Annotated in this window: 16 protein-coding genes; 4 read left to right on the forward strand and 12 right to left on the reverse strand. The window is 59.2% G+C overall.

The features are described from left to right. Positions 1–21: 21 nt before the first annotated feature. From ACB032_RS14850 to sdhC, 10 genes are all read right to left on the reverse strand, one after another. On the reverse strand, positions 22–477 hold the full coding sequence (locus ACB032_RS14850) for a YcgN family cysteine cluster protein (protein WP_005300228.1): 456 nt from the start codon (positions 475–477) through the stop codon (positions 22–24). 379 nt (positions 478–856) lie between these two features. Further along, a complete protein-coding gene (locus ACB032_RS14855; protein WP_371138217.1) occupies positions 857–1,885 on the reverse strand; it encodes a hypothetical protein in 1,029 nt (342 codons plus the stop codon). Between the two features lie 268 nt (positions 1,886–2,153). Further along, positions 2,154–3,026, reverse strand: a complete 873-nt coding sequence (gene sucD, locus ACB032_RS14860) for a succinate--CoA ligase subunit alpha (RefSeq protein WP_005300222.1) — start codon at positions 3,024–3,026, stop codon at positions 2,154–2,156. Continuing rightward, a complete protein-coding gene (sucC, locus tag ACB032_RS14865; protein WP_016350506.1) occupies positions 3,026–4,192 on the reverse strand; it encodes an ADP-forming succinate--CoA ligase subunit beta in 1,167 nt (388 codons plus the stop codon). The genes sucD and sucC overlap by 1 nt, the downstream gene beginning before the upstream one ends. Positions 4,193–4,415: 223 nt before the next feature. Next, positions 4,416–5,603, reverse strand: a complete 1,188-nt coding sequence (gene odhB, locus ACB032_RS14870; RefSeq protein WP_011705800.1) for a 2-oxoglutarate dehydrogenase complex dihydrolipoyllysine-residue succinyltransferase — start codon at positions 5,601–5,603, stop codon at positions 4,416–4,418. A gap of 92 nt (positions 5,604–5,695) precedes the next feature. After that, a complete protein-coding gene (gene sucA, locus ACB032_RS14875; RefSeq protein WP_371138218.1) occupies positions 5,696–8,506 on the reverse strand; it encodes a 2-oxoglutarate dehydrogenase E1 component in 2,811 nt (936 codons plus the stop codon). A 122-nt stretch (positions 8,507–8,628) separates the two neighbouring features. Continuing rightward, the gene (locus tag ACB032_RS14880; protein ID WP_011705798.1) at positions 8,629–9,345 is read right to left on the reverse strand and encodes a succinate dehydrogenase iron-sulfur subunit; all 717 of its coding nucleotides are present in this window, start codon (positions 9,343–9,345) and stop codon (positions 8,629–8,631) included. A gap of 16 nt (positions 9,346–9,361) precedes the next feature. Further along, positions 9,362–11,128, reverse strand: a complete 1,767-nt coding sequence (sdhA, locus tag ACB032_RS14885; RefSeq protein WP_011705797.1) for a succinate dehydrogenase flavoprotein subunit — start codon at positions 11,126–11,128, stop codon at positions 9,362–9,364. A gap of 1 nt (position 11,129) precedes the next feature. Continuing rightward, positions 11,130–11,474, reverse strand: a complete 345-nt coding sequence (sdhD, locus tag ACB032_RS14890) for a succinate dehydrogenase, hydrophobic membrane anchor protein (RefSeq protein WP_011705796.1) — start codon at positions 11,472–11,474, stop codon at positions 11,130–11,132. Next, positions 11,468–11,857 carry a succinate dehydrogenase cytochrome b556 subunit gene (gene sdhC, locus ACB032_RS14895; RefSeq protein ID WP_011705795.1) on the reverse strand — a complete coding sequence of 130 codons (390 nt, stop codon included), beginning with the start codon at positions 11,855–11,857 and terminating at the stop codon, positions 11,468–11,470. The genes sdhD and sdhC overlap by 7 nt, the downstream gene beginning before the upstream one ends. Before the next feature lie 424 nt (positions 11,858–12,281). Between sdhC and ACB032_RS14900 the strand changes: the two genes are divergently transcribed. The 3 genes from ACB032_RS14900 (at position 12,282) to ACB032_RS14910 (ending at position 14,596) form a co-directional block, all read left to right on the forward strand. After that, positions 12,282–13,568, forward strand: a complete 1,287-nt coding sequence (locus ACB032_RS14900) for a citrate synthase (RefSeq protein ID WP_005300205.1) — start codon at positions 12,282–12,284, stop codon at positions 13,566–13,568. Between the two features lie 94 nt (positions 13,569–13,662). Continuing rightward, the gene (locus ACB032_RS14905; RefSeq protein WP_371138219.1) at positions 13,663–13,989 is read left to right on the forward strand and encodes a DUF4377 domain-containing protein; all 327 of its coding nucleotides are present in this window, start codon (positions 13,663–13,665) and stop codon (positions 13,987–13,989) included. A gap of 112 nt (positions 13,990–14,101) precedes the next feature. Then, positions 14,102–14,596: a GNAT family N-acetyltransferase gene (locus tag ACB032_RS14910; protein ID WP_371138220.1), complete on the forward strand. Its 495-nt coding sequence runs from the start codon at positions 14,102–14,104 to the stop codon at positions 14,594–14,596. Between the two features lie 59 nt (positions 14,597–14,655). On the opposite strand, the gene fabB is transcribed toward ACB032_RS14910, so the two are convergent. Next, the gene (gene fabB, locus ACB032_RS14915) at positions 14,656–15,867 is read right to left on the reverse strand and encodes a beta-ketoacyl-ACP synthase I (protein WP_016350500.1); all 1,212 of its coding nucleotides are present in this window, start codon (positions 15,865–15,867) and stop codon (positions 14,656–14,658) included. 90 nt (positions 15,868–15,957) lie between these two features. Between fabB and mnmC the strand changes: the two genes are divergently transcribed. After that, on the forward strand, positions 15,958–17,976 hold the full coding sequence (gene mnmC / locus ACB032_RS14920; RefSeq protein ID WP_371138221.1) for a bifunctional tRNA (5-methylaminomethyl-2-thiouridine)(34)-methyltransferase MnmD/FAD-dependent 5-carboxymethylaminomethyl-2-thiouridine(34) oxidoreductase MnmC: 2,019 nt from the start codon (positions 15,958–15,960) through the stop codon (positions 17,974–17,976). Between the two features lie 82 nt (positions 17,977–18,058). Here mnmC and ACB032_RS14925 read toward each other — a convergent pair whose 3' ends face one another. Then, a complete protein-coding gene (locus ACB032_RS14925) occupies positions 18,059–18,658 on the reverse strand; it encodes a DUF922 domain-containing Zn-dependent protease (RefSeq protein WP_371138222.1) in 600 nt (199 codons plus the stop codon). Positions 18,659–18,681 lie beyond the last annotated feature (23 nt).

Consider the following 18,681-nt stretch of genomic DNA (forward strand, 5'->3'; position numbering starts at 1 on the left):
GCCCGATAGACAGGCCTGGCGTTAGCTGGCCCAGGTAATGATGTGATCGATCCAGTCGCCGGCATCCACCTCATGTACCACCTTGCCGCGCACCGACTGACCGGCCTGGTGCATGGCGCTGCGACTGCCGGTGATAAGCGGGTGCCACTCTGGCAGGCTCTGCCCCTCCGCCAGCAGGCGATAGGCACAGGTAGAAGGCAGCCAGTCATATTCGGCAATCTTGTCGTGGGTGATCTGCAGGCAGTCCGGCTCTTTCTTAAAGCGGTTGCCGTAGTCGGAGCACTGGCAGGTCTTGGTATTGAGCAGGTTGCAGGCCACGTTGGTGAACACCAGCTCCTCGGTGTCCTCGTCGATCAGCTTGTTCAGGCAGCACTTGCCGCAGCCGTCGCACAGGGACTCCCACTCCGTCATGGTCATCTGTTGCAGGCTTTTTACCTGCCAAAAGGGGGCGTTCTGCACGGGTTCACTCTGCTGCATAAAAGTTGGCTCACTCAATACACTGACAAGCGCGTGGTTATACGCCCTATGGCCCGATTTTTCAAGGTTGGTGGAAGAACCTTGCTCGCCTACTCACTAGTAGCTATCGGTAAAACAGGGGGAAACAAATAGATACAAGACAATAAATTTTGAAATTCTAATGTTCTCATGATGGATTGAATTGCCCTATTGAGTATGAGTATCAGACTTTCTTGGTCAAGGCATTACTCTATCAGTGGCCACATCAAACAATTGCAATGTCAAAAATGGCATTTCACTCGAATAAATGGGAAAGCATTAATAATGTTTTTCAAGCATCCAATTACACTGCCATAATACAACCACACTGCATATGCAGATATGGTCTGTAACTAATTTACTATTTTCTCTCAATCATTTTTTTAAGCTCATCTAATTTTGTCATGGTTGCATAGAAAGTTTGATATCCATGGTCTTCTATCTTACCTGTTGCGCCCCACGTCGGCACATCTTTAATGTTCTTATTCACAGTGTGAAATTGACCTTCATTACTCAGGCTGCTTACATAATTGAAAGCTGCTGCCAATTGTATTTTCTGAGCGCCAGACAAAGTGCTTATTATGTCACTAAATTGAGTGGGCGTTAGCCCTAAACGAGCTTGCACCGTAGCACTAATGCTTCGAGTACTTATATATGCAATTCCTTGTGCCTGCATGACAAATGTTGCTAACTTAGTATCCTTTGGCAAATTCCGATAAATACTGCTGATATCATTTCCCACTAAAAATTGGGATATGCGTAAACCAGACACGATTGTAATTCCACTATTCTGATAGCCACCCTGCCCATCAATTTTCCCATAGGGGTCAGCTTCTACATCGAATCCACCACCGGCTGTGCTGCTCCACTGAAATATAAACGTATTACCATCTGACAACTTTGATAATACTTCCGCCTGTAAAGATTGAAATTCTGACTGAGCAGTAGATGCACTCTCAACCTCCGCCGTGCATTCTTCTTTTCCTGCATTTTGGCAAGTAGCCTTAACAAGCAATTTGGTAACTAAGTCTTGTGATTTTTTCTCTAAATTAGTGAGGCTGTTTTTAATGTCTTTTATTTTTTTACCAGGATTTCTTGTCACGGGGTAGTCATATTCGATAACTTTCGACTTATCTGTACTCAGACATATCATTGAATATGGCACTCGATAACTACTCGCAACGCAAGGCATTCCTACAGTATCTATAGGAAGTTGGCCATTTATTGCAAGAAAGCGACTTTGAAATGGAATGTCATTAAAGTAAGATGAGATACCGCCATCATTTTGAGTCGAGCTAGTAAGTTTATCTACTGCACTTAGATTACTAGAACAGCCAGAAATAAGTGCAGAAGAAATACAAAATAAAAACATACATTTCGAAGTCATCATATCATCTCCCCCAGCAGCATTGATACCAATATCACTTGCAAACCATAAGAATATAGTTCGCCATTCAGCATGTGCAAATTTTATTATTATGATTGTATCGTTTACATGATGGTCTTCAATTCATCGCACGCAGAGACCAGCGCCTTCATCGCGTCCCTTTGAGCTAGATGTGTACTGAATTAAATTACGCAGGCGAAAAAAACTATCCATATAAAAAATGCCGCCCCAAGGGCGGCATTTAGCTGTCTGAGATAACAGGCTAAAGAACTTACCAGCCGGTTACTTCACGCAGGGCTTTGCCGATATCGGCCAGGGAGCGCACGGTTTTCACGCCGGCATCTTCCAGGGCGGCAAATTTCTCGGCCGCGGTGCCTTTACCGCCGGCGATGATGGCGCCCGCATGACCCATGCGCTTGCCAGCCGGGGCGGTAACGCCCGCGATGTAGGAGACCACCGGCTTGGTGACGTGGGCCTTGATGTAGGCCGCTGCGTCTTCCTCGGCATTGCCGCCGATCTCGCCGATCATCACGATGGCTTCGGTCTGCGGGTCGTTCTGGAACATCTCCAGGATGTCGATGAAGTTGGAACCCGGGATGGGGTCGCCACCGATACCGACGCAGGTGGACTGGCCGAAGCCCTCGTCCGTGGTCTGCTTGACCGCTTCATAGGTCAGGGTGCCGGAGCGGGAGACGATGCCCACCTTGCCCGGCTTGTGGATGTGGCCTGGCATGATCCCGATCTTGCACTCACCCGGGGTGATGACGCCCGGGCAGTTGGGCCCGATCATGCGCACGCCGGTTTCCTGCAGCTTCACCTTGACGTCCAGCATGTCCAGGGTCGGGATGCCTTCGGTGATGGTGACGATGAGCTTGATGCCGGCATCGATGGCTTCCAGGATGGCGTCCTTGCAGAACGGGGCCGGAACATAGATGACGGAGGCAGTGGCACCGGTGGCTTCCACGGCGTCACGGACGGTGTTGAACACCGGCAGGCCCAGGTGGGTGGTGCCACCCTTGCCCGGGGAGACGCCGCCGACCATCTGGGTACCGTAGGCAATCGCCTGTTCGGAGTGGAAAGTGCCCTGACCGCCGGTAAAGCCCTGGCAGATCACCTTGGTGTCTTTGTTGATCAGAACGCTCATTATTTGGCCTCCGCTGCTTTTACCACTTGCTGAGCTGCGTCAGTCAGACTCGTTGCGGCGATGATATTGAGGCCGCTGTCGGCCAGTTTACGGGCACCCAGTTCGGCGTTGTTGCCTTCCAGACGCACCACCACGGGCACTTTCACCCCCACTTCCTTGACGGCGCCAATGATGCCTTCCGCGATCATGTCGCAGCGCACGATGCCACCGAAGATGTTGACCAGCACGGCTTGTACCTTGCTGTCGGAGAGGATGATCTTGAACGCCTCGGTCACCCGCTCCTTGGTGGCGCCGCCGCCGACGTCCAGGAAGTTGGCCGGTGAGCCTCCGTGCAGGTTGACGATGTCCATGGTACCCATGGCCAGGCCCGCGCCGTTGACCATGCAGCCGATGTTGCCATCGAGCGCCACATAGTTCAGCTCCCACTGGGCGGCGTGCGCTTCGCGGGGGTCATCCTGGGACGGATCGTGCATCTGGCGCAGCTTGGGCTGACGGTACAGGGCGTTGGCGTCGATGTTGATCTTGCCGTCCAGGCAGTGCAGGTTGCCCTGGGCGGTGATCACCAGCGGGTTGATTTCCAGCAGGGCGAAGTCGCAGTCCAGGAACATCTGGCCCAGACCCATGAAGATCTTGGTGAACTGCTTGATCTGCTCGCCAACCAGACCCAGTTTGAAGGCCAGCTCGCGGGCCTGATAAGGCTGCGGGCCAACCAGCGGATCGATGGCGGCTTTGTGAATCAGTTCAGGGGTTTCGTGGGCGACTTTTTCAATCTCCACGCCACCTTCGGTAGAGGCCATGAAGACCACGCGGCGAGAGCCACGGTCAACCACGGCGCCCAGATAGAGCTCCTTGGCGATGTCGGTGCAAGATTCCACCAGGATCTTGGTGACCGGCTGACCGTTGGCGTCAGTCTGATAGGTCACCAGGTTCTTGCCGAGCCAGTTCTGGGCGAAGGCACGGATCTCGTCCTTGCTCTTGGCCAGCTTGACGCCGCCCGCTTTACCGCGGCCACCGGCGTGGACCTGGCACTTGACGACCCAGGTGTTGCCGCCAATCTTGTCGGCCGCTTCGGCCGCTTCCTGCGGGGTGGCACAGGCATAACCTTCGGAGACCGGCAGGCCATACTCGGCAAACAGCTGTTTTGCCTGATATTCATGCAGATTCATAGATGCTCTATCCGTGTTGTAGGTATTTCCGTCCGGGGCTCGTGTTTCTCAATCCCCTGTGAAAGGGGCCAAGGCGGCCCCTCGTTATCTTTCTAATTTCACTTTCACTCAGACGTTCCGTCGGGGCCGGGTTGACCCCCGCTTGCCGCCGAACAGAAAGCCCGGCGGCAAGCTTGTGGCGCGAGCCGTCAAGCCAGAGGGCTTGCCGGTCCGGCCGATTTGCTTAGACGTCCAGCAGCAGACGGGTCGGATCTTCCAAGAGCTCCTTGATGGAGACCAGGAAGCCCACCGACTCGCGGCCGTCGATGATGCGGTGATCGTAGGAGAGCGCCAGGTACATCATCGGCAGGATCTCGACCTTGCCGTCGACGGCCATGGGGCGGTCCTGGATCTTGTGCATGCCCAGAATAGCGCTCTGGGGCGGGTTGATGATCGGGGTGGACATCAGGGAGCCGAACACGCCGCCGTTGGTGATGGTGAAGTTGCCGCCGGTCAGTTCATCCACCGTCAGCTTGCCGTCACGGCCCTTGCCGGCCAGGTCTTTGATGGCCTTCTCGATGTCGGCCAGGCTCATGTTGTCGCAGTCACGCAGCACCGGGGTCACCAGACCACGGGGGGTGGAGACGGCGATGCTGACGTCGAAGTAGTTGTGGTAGACGATGTCGTCACCGTCCAACGCCGCGTTCACTTCCGGGTAGCGCTTGAGGGATTCCACCACCGCCTTCACGTAGAAGGACATGAAGCCGAGCTTGATGCCGTGCTTCTTCTCGAAGATCTCGCCGTACTGCTTGCGCAGCTTCATGATGGGCGCCATGTTGATCTCGTTGAAGGTGGTCAGCATGGCGGTGGTGTTCTTGGCCTCCAGCAGACGCTCGGCGATGCGCTTGCGCAGACGGGTCATCGGCACGCGTTTTTCGGTGCGACCGGCCAGCGGAGCGACCGGCGCAGCCGGGGCTGCAGCGGCAACCGGTGCGGCGGCAGGCTTGTTGCCCCCCTTGATGAAGGCTTCCACGTCTTCCTTGGTGACGCGACCGCCCTTGCCGGTACCGGTCAGCTTGGCGACATCGATGTCATGCTCGGCCACCAGGCGGCGCACGGAGGGGCTTAGGCCATCGGCAGCGTCATCGGCCACCGCTTCGACCGGCTTCTCCTTGGTCTCTTCGCCGGCCACCGGGGCAGGCTTGAGCATGGCGATCAGCTGGCGGGAGAGCACGGTGGCCCCTTCGCTTTGCAGGATGTCGCCCAGCACGCCGGCTTCCGGCGCCGGCACTTCCAGCACGACCTTGTCGGTCTCGATGTCAACCAGCACTTCATCACGGGCAACCAGATCACCCGGTTTCTTGTGCCAGGTGGCGATGGTGGCATCCGCCACTGATTCCGGCAGGTCCGGTACTTTGATCTCGATAGTCATCTAATCAGTTCCTTGTTACTTCTTGGCCAGCAGGCTTGTTCCAGAGTCGGAGAGGGTCGGCGCAACGACGTGCCCTCTCCTTCGCAACGGGTTTATTCCAGGGTCAGCGCGTCTTCCACCAGGGCTTTTTGCTGCTTGGCGTGGACTGACATGTAACCGACGGCCGGTGAAGCCGACGCCGGGCGACCGGCATAACGCAGACGGGCATGGCTTGGCAGCACGCTGTCGTAGTGATGACGGGTGCAGTACCAGGCGCCCTGGTTCTGCGGCTCTTCCTGACACCAGACGAAGTCGGTGACATGGCTGTAGTCGGCCAGAATGGCGCGCACGTCCTCTTCCGGGAAGGGGTAGAGCTGCTCAATTCGCACCAGCGCTACATCTTGCTGCTCGGCCTTGCGACGGGCATCGAGCAGGTCGTAGTAGACCTTGCCGGAGCAGAACACCACGCGCTTGACACCCTTCGGATCCAGCGCATCGATCTCGCCGATGGCGTTCTGGAAGGTGCCTTCGGCCAGCTCTTCGAGCTTGCTCACCGCCAGCGGGTGGCGCAGCAGGGATTTGGGCGTCATCACGATGAGCGGACGGCGCATCGGACGTACCACCTGGCGACGCAACATGTGGAACACCTGCGCCGGGGTGGACGGTACGCACACCTGCATGTTGTGCTGGGCGCACATCTGCAGATAGCGCTCCAGACGGGCGGAGGAGTGCTCCGGGCCCTGCCCTTCGTAGCCGTGCGGCAGCAGCATGGTCAGGCCGCACATCCGGCCCCACTTCTGCTCGCCGGAGGAAAGGAACTGATCCACTACTACTTGGGCACAGTTGGCGAAGTCGCCGAACTGGGCTTCCCAGATGGTGAGGCCGGCCGGCTCGGCGCTGGCGTAGCCATATTCAAACGCCAGTACCGCGTTTTCGGTCAGCACGGAATCGTACACCTCGAACGGGCCCTGCTCGTCGTGCAGGTTGCACAGCGGGGTGTAGGTGCTGGCATCGGTCTGGCTGTGCAGCACGGCGTGGCGGTGGAAGAAGGTGCCACGGCCGGAGTCTTCACCGGTGAAACGGATGCGCGAGCCCTTGTCCACCAGGGTGGCATAGGCCAGGGTCTCGGCAAAGCCCCAGTCCAGCAGCTTCTCGCCGGCGGCCATCAGGCGACGGTCTTCGTAGATCTTCTCGACCTGGCGCTGCAGCACATGGGTGGCCGGGTACTGGCTGATGCGCTCGCCGAGGGACTTCAGATGATCCATCGGCACTGTGCTGTCATAGGCCATGGCCCAGTCGTGACCGAGATAAGGGGTCCAGTCGACGGAGTGCAGCTCCATCGGACGCCACTCCTTGCTCACCCGTTCACCGCGATCCAGAGTTTCGCGATATTCGTTGACCAGGGTAGTGGCCAGCTCCTGACTGATGCTGCCTTCCGCCACCAGTTGGTCGGCGTAGATCTTGCGCGGGGTCGGGTGCTGTTTGATCTTCTGGTACATCAGCGGCTGGGTCGCACTCGGCTCGTCGGCCTCGTTGTGACCGTGACGACGGTAGCAGACCAGCTCGATCACCACGTCGCGCTTGAAGGTGTTGCGGTAATCCAGCGCAATCTGGGTCACCAGCACCACGGCTTCCGGGTCATCGCCGTTGACGTGCAGCACGGGGGCCTGCACCGCCTTGGCGATGTCGGTGCAATATTCGGTGGAGCGCAGGTCACGAATGTAAGAGGTGGTGAAGCCCACCTGGTTGTTGATGACGATGCGCACCGTCCCGCCCACGCCATAGGCACGGGTCTGGGACATGTTGAAGGTCTCGGCCACCACGCCCTGACCGGCCATGGCGGAGTCGCCGTGGATGGTGATGGGCAGCACGGTCGAGCCGTCCTTGTCACCACGACGGTCCATGCGGGCACGGACCGAGCCGATGACCACAGGGTTGACGATCTCGAGGTGAGACGGGTTGAAGGCGAGCGCCAGGTGGACGTTGCCGCCCGGGGTGGCGAAGTCGGACGAGAAGCCCATGTGGTACTTCACGTCACCCGTGCCCCAGGATTCGCCGTGTTTGCCGGCAAACTCGTCGAACAGGTCCTGAGCGCGCTTGCCCAGCACGTTGATCAGCACGTTGAGACGGCCGCGGTGGGCCATGCCGATGACGGCCTCTTTGCAGCCCTGCTCACCGGCGCGACGGATCAGCTCCTTGAGCATGGGCACCATGGCATCGCCCCCTTCCAGGGAGAAACGCTTGGCCCCCGGGAATTTGGCGCCCAGGTATTTTTCCAGCCCTTCGGCGGCGGTCAGGCTCTCGAGGAAGCGGGTCTTCTCTTCCAGGGTGTAGCTGCCCGTTCCTTCGATGGATTCGAGACGCTGTTGCAGCCAGCGCTTTTCCTCGGTGGAGGTGAGGTGCATGTAGTCGGCGCCGATGCTGCCGCAGTAGGTTTTCTTCAGCGAGGCATACAGATCGGAGAGCACCATGGTCTCGCGACCGATAGCGTAGGAGCCCACGTTGAAGGTGGCCTCCATGTCTGCGCCCTGCAGGTTGTGAAACGCGGGATCCAGTTCGGCAACGGTTTCACGCGCCCAGAGGCCGAGCGGATCCAGATTGGCGTTTTGATGGCCACGGAAGCGGAAGGCGTTGATCAGCTGCAGTACCCGCACCTGCTTGGCATCCACTTGCGGATCGGAGACGGGGGCACTGTAGCGGGAGGGATCCTTGGCCAGGCGACGGAAATAATCGCGGACTCGGGAGTGAGGTTGTTCTATCGCATGGCCATTGACCTGGGGCAGCGAGCTAAACAGGCTGCGCCACTCTTCGGCTACGGACTCGGGGTCTTCCAGGAAGGATTCGTATAAATCCTCAATATAGCTTGCATTCGCACCAGCCAGGTGAGATGACTCCAACCAGGCCTTCATCACGCCGTTATGCATTTCTATCCCTTGTACATCTTGTTCACTGCAGCGCAGCTTGTAGGGTTTAAATAGCCATCCAGCCATGGTGACGGATGGCTATCCAGAGGTCGGGCCTGGCGCGTGACGCCCTGGCCCTGATACTAAACAGCCCGATTGAGCAGCATCGACTTGATCTGACCGATGGCCTTGGTCGGGTTCAAGCCCTTGGGACAGACGTTCACGCAGTTCATGATGCCGTGGCAACGGAACACGCTGAAGGCGTCATCCAGATTACCCAGTCGATCGGTAGCAGCGGTATCGCGGCTGTCCGCCAGCCAGCGATAGGCGGCGAGCAGACCGGCCGGGCCGATGAACTTGTCCGGGTTCCACCAGAAGGAGGGGCAAGAGGTGGAGCAGCAAGCACAGAGAATACACTCGTACAGGCCATCCAGCTTGGCGCGCTCTTCGGGGGATTGCAGGTGCTCACGCACGGGCGGCAATTTTTCGTCGTTGATGAGGAAGGGTTTGACCTTCTCCCACTGGGTGTAGAACTGGGTCATGTCGATCACCAGATCACGGATCACCGGCAGGCCTGGCAAGGGGCGGATAACGACGTTATTGCCCTTCTTCAGCAGATCGGAGAGCGGGGTGATGCAGGCAAGACCGTTCTTGCCATTCATGTTGAGACCGTCAGATCCACAGACCCCTTCGCGGCAAGAGCGGCGGAAGGCGAGCGTGGGATCCAGCTCTTTGAGCTGGATCAGTGCATCGAGCACCATCATGTCGGAACCTTCAGGAATATCAAGACGATATTCCTTCATATGGGGGACGTTATCAACATCCGGATTGTATCTGTAGACAGAGAATGTGACGTTCATAGGGCTAGCTCCGCAATCAGTAAGTCCGGACCTTGGGCGGGAACGCCTCACGGGTCTTGGGTGACATGTTGACAGCGCGACGGGTCATGGACTCGGTGTCCGGATGATAGAGGCTGTGGCACAGCCAGCTCTCATCGTCACGCTCCGGGAAATCGAAGCGGCTGTGGGCGCCCCGGCTCTCGGTACGGAAGTTGGCAGCCACCGCGGTGGCATAGGCCGTCTCCATCAGGTTGTCCAGCTCCAGGCACTCGATGCGCTGGGTGTTGAACTCCTTGGAGGTGTCGTCCAGACGGGCGTTCTTGAGGCGCTCGCGGATGAGTTTCAGCTCGGCCAGCCCTTCGGCCATGGCATCGCCTTCCCGGAATACGGAGAAGTTGTTCTGCATGCAGCGCTGCAGGTCCTTGCGGATCTGCACCGGATCTTCACCGTCACGGCAATTTTCCCAGCGGTTGAAGCGGGACAGTGCGGCGTCGATATCGGCGTCGGAGGCGGCGCGGCCGTGCTCCATCTCGCTCAGGGTGTTGACCAGGTGCATGCCGGCGGCGCGGCCAAATACCACCAGATCCAGCAGCGAGTTGCCACCCAGACGGTTGGCACCGTGCACCGAGACGCAGGCGATTTCGCCCACCGCAAACAGACCGACCACCGGCACGTCGTTGCCGTCCTTGTCCTGGGTCAGGCACTGGCCGTTCACGTTGGTCGGCACGCCGCCCATCATGTAGTGGCAGGTCGGAATGATGGGGATGGGTTCCTTGACCGGATCTACGTGGGCGAAAGTGCGAGAGAGCTCGCAGATGCCCGGCAGACGGGATTCCAGCACCTCTTTGCCGAGGTGATCCAGCTTGAGCTTGATGTGCGGGCCCCAGGGACCGTCACAGCCGCGACCTTCGCGGATCTCGATCATGATGGAACGGGCCACCACGTCGCGACCGGCCAGATCCTTGGCGTTCGGCGCATAACGCTCCATGAAGCGCTCGCCGTCTTTATTGAGCAGGTAGCCGCCTTCACCGCGGCACCCTTCGGTCACCAGCACCCCTGCCCCGGCGATGCCGGTCGGGTGGAACTGCCAGAACTCCATGTCCTGCACGCCGACCCCGGCGCGCAGCGCCATGCCGACGCCATCACCGGTGTTGATGTGGGCGTTGGTGGTGGACTGGTAGATGCGACCGGCGCCGCCGGTGGCCAGTACGGTGGCCTTGGCCTTGAAGTAGACGACTTCACCGCTCTCCATGTCGATGGCGGTACAGCCAACGATGTGACCGTCCTGGTTCTTCACCAGATCCAGCGCATACCACTCGGAGAAGACGGTGGTCTTGTTCTTGACGTTCTGCTGATAGAGGGTGTGCAACAGGGCGTGGCCGGTACGGTCGGCTGCCGCCGCGGTACGGGCCGCCTGCTCGCCACCGAAATTCTTGGACTGGCCGCCAAACGGACGCTGATAGACGGTGCCGTTGTCGAAGCGGGAGAAGGGCAGACCCATGTTCTCCAGTTCATAGACGGCCTCGGGGCCGGTCTTGCACATGTATTCAATGGCTTCCTGATCACCGATGTAATCGGAGCCCTTGACGGTGTCGTACATGTGCCACTGCCAGTTGTCGTCGTGGGCATTGCCCAGCGCAACCGTGATCCCGCCCTGGGCAGAAACCGTGTGAGAACGGGTCGGGAATACCTTGGATAACAGAGCGCAGCTCTTGCCGGATTGGGCAATCTGCAGCGCGGCGCGCATACCGGCGCCACCGGCACCGATCACCACCGCATCAAACTCACGAGTTGGAATAGTCACCTTACACCCCCCACAGTACAACGAAGCCGGTCATCAGGTAGACGAACAGCACCACTACCAGGGCAAATTGCAGCGCACCGCGCAACCCCACCGGCTTGATATAGTCGGTCAGCACCTGCCACAGACCGATCCAGGCGTGGATCAGTACGCACAGCAGCGCCAACAGGGTGAACACCTTGGTGAAGGTTTTGGCGAAGAAGCCGGTCCACACCTCGTAGCTGATGTCGTTGAACGCGACAAAGCCCACCAGGTAGAGGACATAACAGGTCATGATGAGGGCGGTGGCGCGGATCAGGATGTAATCGTGAACGCCGCTGCGCCCGAAGGTTGCAGAATTGGTTACCATACCAGTACCCCCGCCAATACCGCCAAAACCGCGGTGATCACGAAGGCCACACGGGCACTCTGATTACCGGATTCCAGCTCTTCCCAATAGCCCATGTCCATGACCAGGTGACGCAGTCCGCCCACAATGTGGTAAGCCAGCGCAGTCAGGATCCCCCACAGCACGAATTTGACCAGGAAGTTGTCCATGATGGACACCACGGTCTCAAATCCTTCGGGAGAGGCGAGTGAAGTACCAAGCATCCACAGCAAGATTGAGAGCGCCACAAAGGTGATGACCCCTGAGACACGATGCAAGATGGAAGCGATGGCGGTGACAGGAAAGCTGATCGTCTGTAGGTCGAGGTTTACAGGTCTCTGTTTATTTTTCACGGCTTTGCCCACTCAGCTCCATTGAGCACGTTAGTTATTGTTTTTACACGCTTATGAGGGCATGGAGTGGCATTTGTTAGGTTTTTGTTACCAAAACAACTCAGGAAAGCCAAAAATAACATTTTCAATATCACATCTAGCTTTGCGAAAGCGTTTCAAACACCGACAGCCATCACCCACGAGGCGCAGTATATCGGCGGGCTTAACCAATGACAATCAATTAGCTACAAAGAAAACCCAAAACCGTAAACCAGATCTCACAAATCATTTAACAAATCATTAATGATCATCCAGCAAAATTGACAACAGCCCTGAACTCTGTTTCAAATAAGGCGCTCCAGCCGCCCTGGTACGGGTCAGAACCTTTGCCAGCGTCATCAAACTCGTAATAAAGTAGAGCTGGAATCAAATTATAAAAGAGCAAAGGAGACGTGCTATGGCTGATAAGATAGCCACCCTACATCTGCCCGGTAAAGACCCGGTAGAACTCCCGATCCTGTCAGGAACTGTCGGACCCGACGTGATCGATGTCAGAAAACTGGGCGCGCAAGGGTACTTCACCTTCGACCCCGGTTTTATGGCAACCGGTTCTTGCAAATCATCCATTACGTACATAGATGGCGATCAGGGTGTCTTGCTGCACCGTGGTTACCCCATCGCCCAATTGGCCACCCAGGCCAGCTATCTGGAAGTCTGCTACATCCTGCTGTACGGCGAGGCGCCCACCAAGGCGCAGTACACGGAATTCGAACGTCTGGTCACCCGCCACACCATGGTGCACGAGCAGATTGCCTTCTTCTTCCGCGGCTTCCGTCGCGATGCCCACCCCATGGCCGTCATGTGCGGTGTGGTCAGTGCGCTCTCCGCCTTCTATCACGATGCCCTCGACATCAACAACGAAGAGCACCGCGAGATCTGCGCCTTCCGTCTGCTCTCCAAGATGCCGACCCTGGCCGCCATGTGCTACAAGTACTCCATCGGTCAGCCGTTCATGCAGCCGCGTAACGCCCTCTCCTATGCCGGCAACTTCCTGCACATGATGTTTGGCGTGCCGACCGAAGAGTACAAGGTCAACCCCATCGTCGAACGCGCCATGGACCGCATCTTCACTCTGCATGCGGACCACGAGCAGAACGCGTCTACCTCCACCGTGCGTCTGGCCGGCTCCTCCGGCGCCAACCCGTTTGCCTGTATCGCCGCGGGGATCGCCTCCCTGTGGGGACCGGCCCACGGCGGTGCCAACGAAGCCTGCCTCAAGATGCTCGAGGAGATCGGCTCCGTTGACCGCATTCCCGAGTACATCGCCAAGGCCAAGGACAAGAACGATCCGTTCCGTCTGATGGGCTTCGGCCACCGGGTCTACAAGAACCACGACCCCCGTGCCACTGTGATGCGCGAAACCTGTCACGAGGTACTGACCGAGCTGCAGATCAAGGATCCGCTGCTGGACGTGGCCATGGAGCTGGAACGCATCGCGCTCTCCGACCCCTACTTCATCGAGAAGAAGCTCTACCCGAACGTGGACTTCTACTCCGGCATCATCATGAAGGCCATCGGCATCCCCATGTCCATGTTCACCGTGATCTTCGCCATCTCCCGTACCATCGGCTGGATTGCCCACTGGAACGAAATGCACTCGGATCCGGATCAGAAGATCGGCCGTCCGCGTCAGCTCTATACCGGTCAGCCGCAACGCGAGTTCACCCCGCTCGACCAGCGTTGAGTCACGGGTTTCGGATTTTTTGTTACAAAGGCGGTCATTGACCGCCTTTTTATTTGCCGCTCTAATGCCCCCCTTTCCATTGAAGGAGTTCATCATGAGACCACTGTTCCTCAGCGCCGCTGCCGCCCTGCTGCTCAGCGCCTGTCAAAGCGCCCCCACGCCAACCGCAGGCGAGACCCTCTACGTCAACAGCCAGCTGGTACACTGCGTCGGCGTCGGCCCCATGCAGTGCATGCAGGTGCGCAGTGACGAGCAGCAGCCCTGGACCCTGTTCTATCAGCAGATTGAAGGCTTTCAGTTTGAAGCCGGCTACCGCTATCAGCTGACCGTCAGCAAGGAGCAGCTCACCGATGTGCCGGCAGATGCCCCTTCCCTGCGCTACCAGCTCATCAAGGTCGTCAGCAAGCAGGCCGCACGCTGATCAAAAAAGGCATCATTTGGAGATGCTTGTTCAGTTCATGACCCGGTTCTGGTACGCTGGTTGATGAATCCATTGTTTAATCAGCGTTTTCGGGCAGCCATGCCCTACCACTATGATCAAGATCCGCACGACCCGGGCCAACGACTGGCCCGCCATCATGGCCATTCAGGACGAGTGTTATCACCAGCTGGATCCTGAGCCCATCGAAGTCATGAGCAACAAGGCCGAACTGGCCCCCGCCTGCTGCTGGGTGGCCGAACATCAGGGCCAGGTACTCGGCTATTTGCTCTGCCACCCCTGGCGTGCCCACCAGCCCCCGCCCCTCTCCGTTCCCATTCAGCACCTGGCCGGCAACGACGAGTTCTATCTGCACGATCTCGCCGTCTCACGGCAGGCCCGCGGCAAGGGCATAGGGCAGCGGCTGCTCGCCACCGCCCTCGCGTTTGCCGCAGACGAAGGGTTCGAGCATGCCGGTCTGGTGGCGGTACAGGATGCACCGGCCTTCTGGCGCAAGCAGGGCTTCCAGCCGGCCAGTACCCGCAAGTCCCTCACTGAATATGGCGAGGGCGCGACCTACATGCGGCTGCCACTGTCGCAACGGGGCTGACGAGCACCCAATGAAAAAGGCGCCTTGCGGCGCCTTTTTTTCGACTCATGGTGGGCTCATTAAGCCTTGAACTTGCTGAACACCAGGGAGGCGTTGGTCCCGCCAAAGCCGAAGCTGTTGGACATGACGGTGTTGAGATCCGCCTCTTCGTACGCGCGCACGATGGGCAGGCCTTCGGCCTTCTCGTCCAGGGTCTCGATGTTGATGCTGGGGGCGATGAAGCCGTGTTCCATCATCAGCAGGGAGTAGACGGCCTCGTGCACGCCGGCAGCACCCAGGGCATGACCGGTCATGGCCTTGGTGGCGGAGAGTTTGGGCGCATTGCTGCCAAACAGCGTCTGGATGGCTTCCAGCTCCTTGGTATCACCGACCGGAGTGGAGGTACCGTGGGTGTTGATGTAATCCACCTTGCCGACACCCTGCATCGCCATCTTCATGCAACGCACCGCGCCTTCACCGCTCGGCGCGACCATGTCGTAGCCATCGGAGGTGGCACCGTAACCGGTGATCTCGGCATAGATGTGGGCACCACGGGCCAGGGCGTGTTCCAGCTCCTCGACCACCAGAATGCCGCCGCCACCGGAGATGACGAAACCGTCGCGATCCGCATCATAGGTACGGGAGGCTTTTTCCGGGGTGTCGTTGTACTTGGTGGACAGGGCGCCCATGGCATCGAACTGGATGGTGGAAGACCAGTCCAGCTCCTCGCCGCCGCCGGCGAAGACGATGTCCTGCTTGCCGAGCTGGATCAGTTCCAGAGCGTGACCGATGCAGTGGGCAGAGGTGGCGCAGGCGGAGCTGATGGTGTAGTTGACACCCTTGATCTTGAACGGGGTGGCCAGACAGGCGGAAGTGGTGGAGGACATGGTGCGCGGCACCATGTAGGGGCCCACACGCTTGACGCCCTTCTCACGAGCGATATCCGCAGACTCGGAGGTGTTCTTGCCGGAGGCGCCACCGGAACCGGTCACGATACCGGAACGCTCGTTGGACACCATCTCTTCCGGCAAACCGGCGTCTTCGATGGCCTGTTGCATGGAGAGATAGGCATAAGCCGCTGCATCGCCCATGAAACGCATGACTTTACGGTCGATCAGTTCAGACGGGTCGAGTTTGATGTTACCCCAGACACGGCTGCGCAGGTTGTACTGTTCGAACTGCTCGGAATAGGTGATGCCAGATTTGCCTGCTTTCAGGGAGGCCAGCACTTCTTCCTTGTTGTTGCCGATACTGGAGATGACGCCGATACCGGTGATCACTGCTCTTCTCATTAATTCATCTCGTCTGGAAAAACTGGCGCCAAGTCTACCCGCTTTCGGCTGCCAAACTGGTCTGCTTTCACGTAGAATGCCCGCGATTTTGTGACGCGAGCAGAGGAAAACGTGAGTCAAACATCCTTACATCATGCCCGATTGGACTGGAATGAAGCGGGAACTCCAGTCTCCAGTGAGTTCGGGGATGTGTACTTTTCCAATGATAACGGTCTAAGTGAAACCCGCTACGTCTTTTTGCAGCAAAATCGGCTGCCAGCGCGATTTTCGCATCACGATAGTGACATTTTCGTGATAGGTGAGACAGGTTTCGGCACAGGTCTTAACTTTCTGGCGACAATGGCCGCCTTTCTGGAACAGGCGCCCCAATCCGGCAACGGTGCCCGCCTCCACTTCATCAGCTTCGAAAAATACCCGCTGACCCGGGAGGATCTGCGCAAGGCACTGGCCGCCTGGCCAGAGCTTGCCACCTTCAGCCAGCCCCTCATCGCGCAGTGGCCACTGCCCGTCGCAGGTTGTCATCGGCTGCTCTTTGCCGGCGGCCGGATCCGGCTCGATCTCTGGTTTGGCGACATCAAGGAGATGCTGCCCCAGGTGCCCCACCCGGCAGACGGGCTGGTGGACGCCTGGTATCTGGATGGCTTCTCCCCCGCCAAGAACCCGGAGATGTGGACACAAGAGTTGTTCGACGGCCTGGCCCGCCTCGCGCGGCCCCACGCCACCATCGCCACCTTTACCTGTGCCGGCTTCGTGCGCCGCGGCCTGATTGCCGCCGGTTTTACCATGCAGAAGGTGAAAGGACACGGCAGCAAGCGGGAGATGCTGGCCGGGGAGCGTGCAGAGAAACAGCCACAGCAGACCATCGCCCCCTGGTATGCCAGACCCGCCGGCCGCGCGGGTGAGGTGCTGCTCATCGGTGGCGGCATCGCCTCGGCCATGACGGCGCTCTCCTTGGTGGAGCGAGGCCGCAGGGTGACGCTCTTGTGCCGGGATGGCGAGGCCGCGACCGGCGCCTCCGGCAACCGGCAGGGAGCCCTCTACCCGCTGCTCAACGGCGAACACGATGCCCTGTCACGCTTCTATTCCTTGGCCTTCGGCTTTGCCAGAAACCGATTGTTATCCCTGGCCGAGCGCCACCCTGTCGCCTTCTCGCTGTGCGGCGTCACCCAGCTCGGCTATGACGACAAGTCCGCCGCCAAGCTGGCCAAGATGGCACAAGGCCCCTTCCCGCCCGAACTGATGCAGGTACTTTCCGAGCCGGAGGTTGAGCAAGTGGTCGGCCTGCCCTGCGGTCACGGTGGCGTCAGCTATCCGCAGGGGGGCTGGCTCTGCCCGGCGGATCTCACCCGCGCCGCCATCCAGGAGGCGCAGGCCAGCGGGCTGCTTGAGGTGACGTTCAATACCGAGGTGGTCGCCATGGCCGAACAGGCCGATGGCTGGCAGGTCGAGTCTCGTGACGGGCGCCGCTGGCAAGCCCCCAATCTGGTGGTGGCTGCCGGCCATCAGCTGCCTGCACTCATCCCCTTTGCCGAGCTGCCGCTCTATCCGGTGCGCGGTCAGGTGAGCCATGTGCCGACCTCGGCGAGCTTGAGCAAGCTCAATACCGTGCTCTGTTACGATGGCTACCTCACCCCGGCCCACCACGATCACCACTGCATCGGTGCCAGCTATGGCCGCAACCAGACCGACCTCGCGTTTCGCGCCGACGAGCAGGCCCAGAACCAGGCGCGACTGCAAGCCTGCCTGCCGCAGCAGACCTGGCCCACCGAGGTGGATGCGAGTGGCAATCAGGCCCGGGTCGGCGTGCGCAGTGCCAGCCGGGATCACCTGCCAGTGGCGGGGCCAGTCGCCAGCTTGGTCAACCTGGCGGATCACTACGCCGTACTGCAGGGCGATCAGCAAAGCGCACCGCCGTTGCCGCTGCATCCCGGTCTCTATGTGCTGGGGGCGCTCGGCTCGCGGGGACTCTGCTCGGCACCCCTTTGCGGCGAGCTGCTGGCCAGCGAGATCTGCGGCGATCCGCTGCCGCTGGCAGCCGATCTGCTGGAGGCGCTCCACCCGGCCCGCTACTGGGTGCGCAAGCTGCTCAAGGGCAAGCCGCTCCAGTGAGCGCCCAGATGCTCGGCAAGGTGCAACAACAAAAAGGGCTCCCCGGCGGGAGCCCTTTTTGTTCGCTCAAATCCTGTCGGGCTCAGATGCCCTTTGGCCAGTTAAGCCCCAGTTTGCGACCGTGATCGGTCTGCTGCTGCAACTGGCTGAAACGCTGGCGCGAGCTGGCCAACACCCCCTGCCCCCGCTGCCAGGCCTGATACTCCAGCGCGGCGCAGTCGCGCTCCACCGGCAGCTGCGCCAGCTGGATGCCGAGCTGGCTGACGCTCTCCAGCAGTATGTCTTTGTGACGGCTCTCGTAATCGAACATGGCGGCCACCAGCTTGTCCCACTTCTGACGCTCGGCGGCGGAGGCCTTGGCCTTGTCCATCCAGTTCGGCACCATCACCTTGATCCGGGTGGTTACCCTGACCTGTTCCAGCTCGCAGCGCTGCGCCTCGGGACGGGTCTGCAACTGCCAGGAGAGTTGGTAACTGGCCATGCCGATGTGACCGTTGGCCCGGGCTGTGCCCGCGCTGGTCATCTGGCGGACCAGGCTCGCCACGTCCGGCCCGGAAACCCGATAAAACTGAAAGTCTACCTTGATGTCAGGCACCGCCTTGATACCGGTGTAATGGGAACTCTCGGCCCCGGCCGTGGCGGCGAACAACATCAATGCCACCATGAAAACTTTGCTGACCATTCCCATCTCTGCTGCCTTGACCT

It is taken from the genome of Aeromonas sp. S5(2024), assembly GCF_041403025.1.
Lineage (GTDB): Bacteria > Pseudomonadota > Gammaproteobacteria > Enterobacterales > Aeromonadaceae > Aeromonas > Aeromonas hydrophila.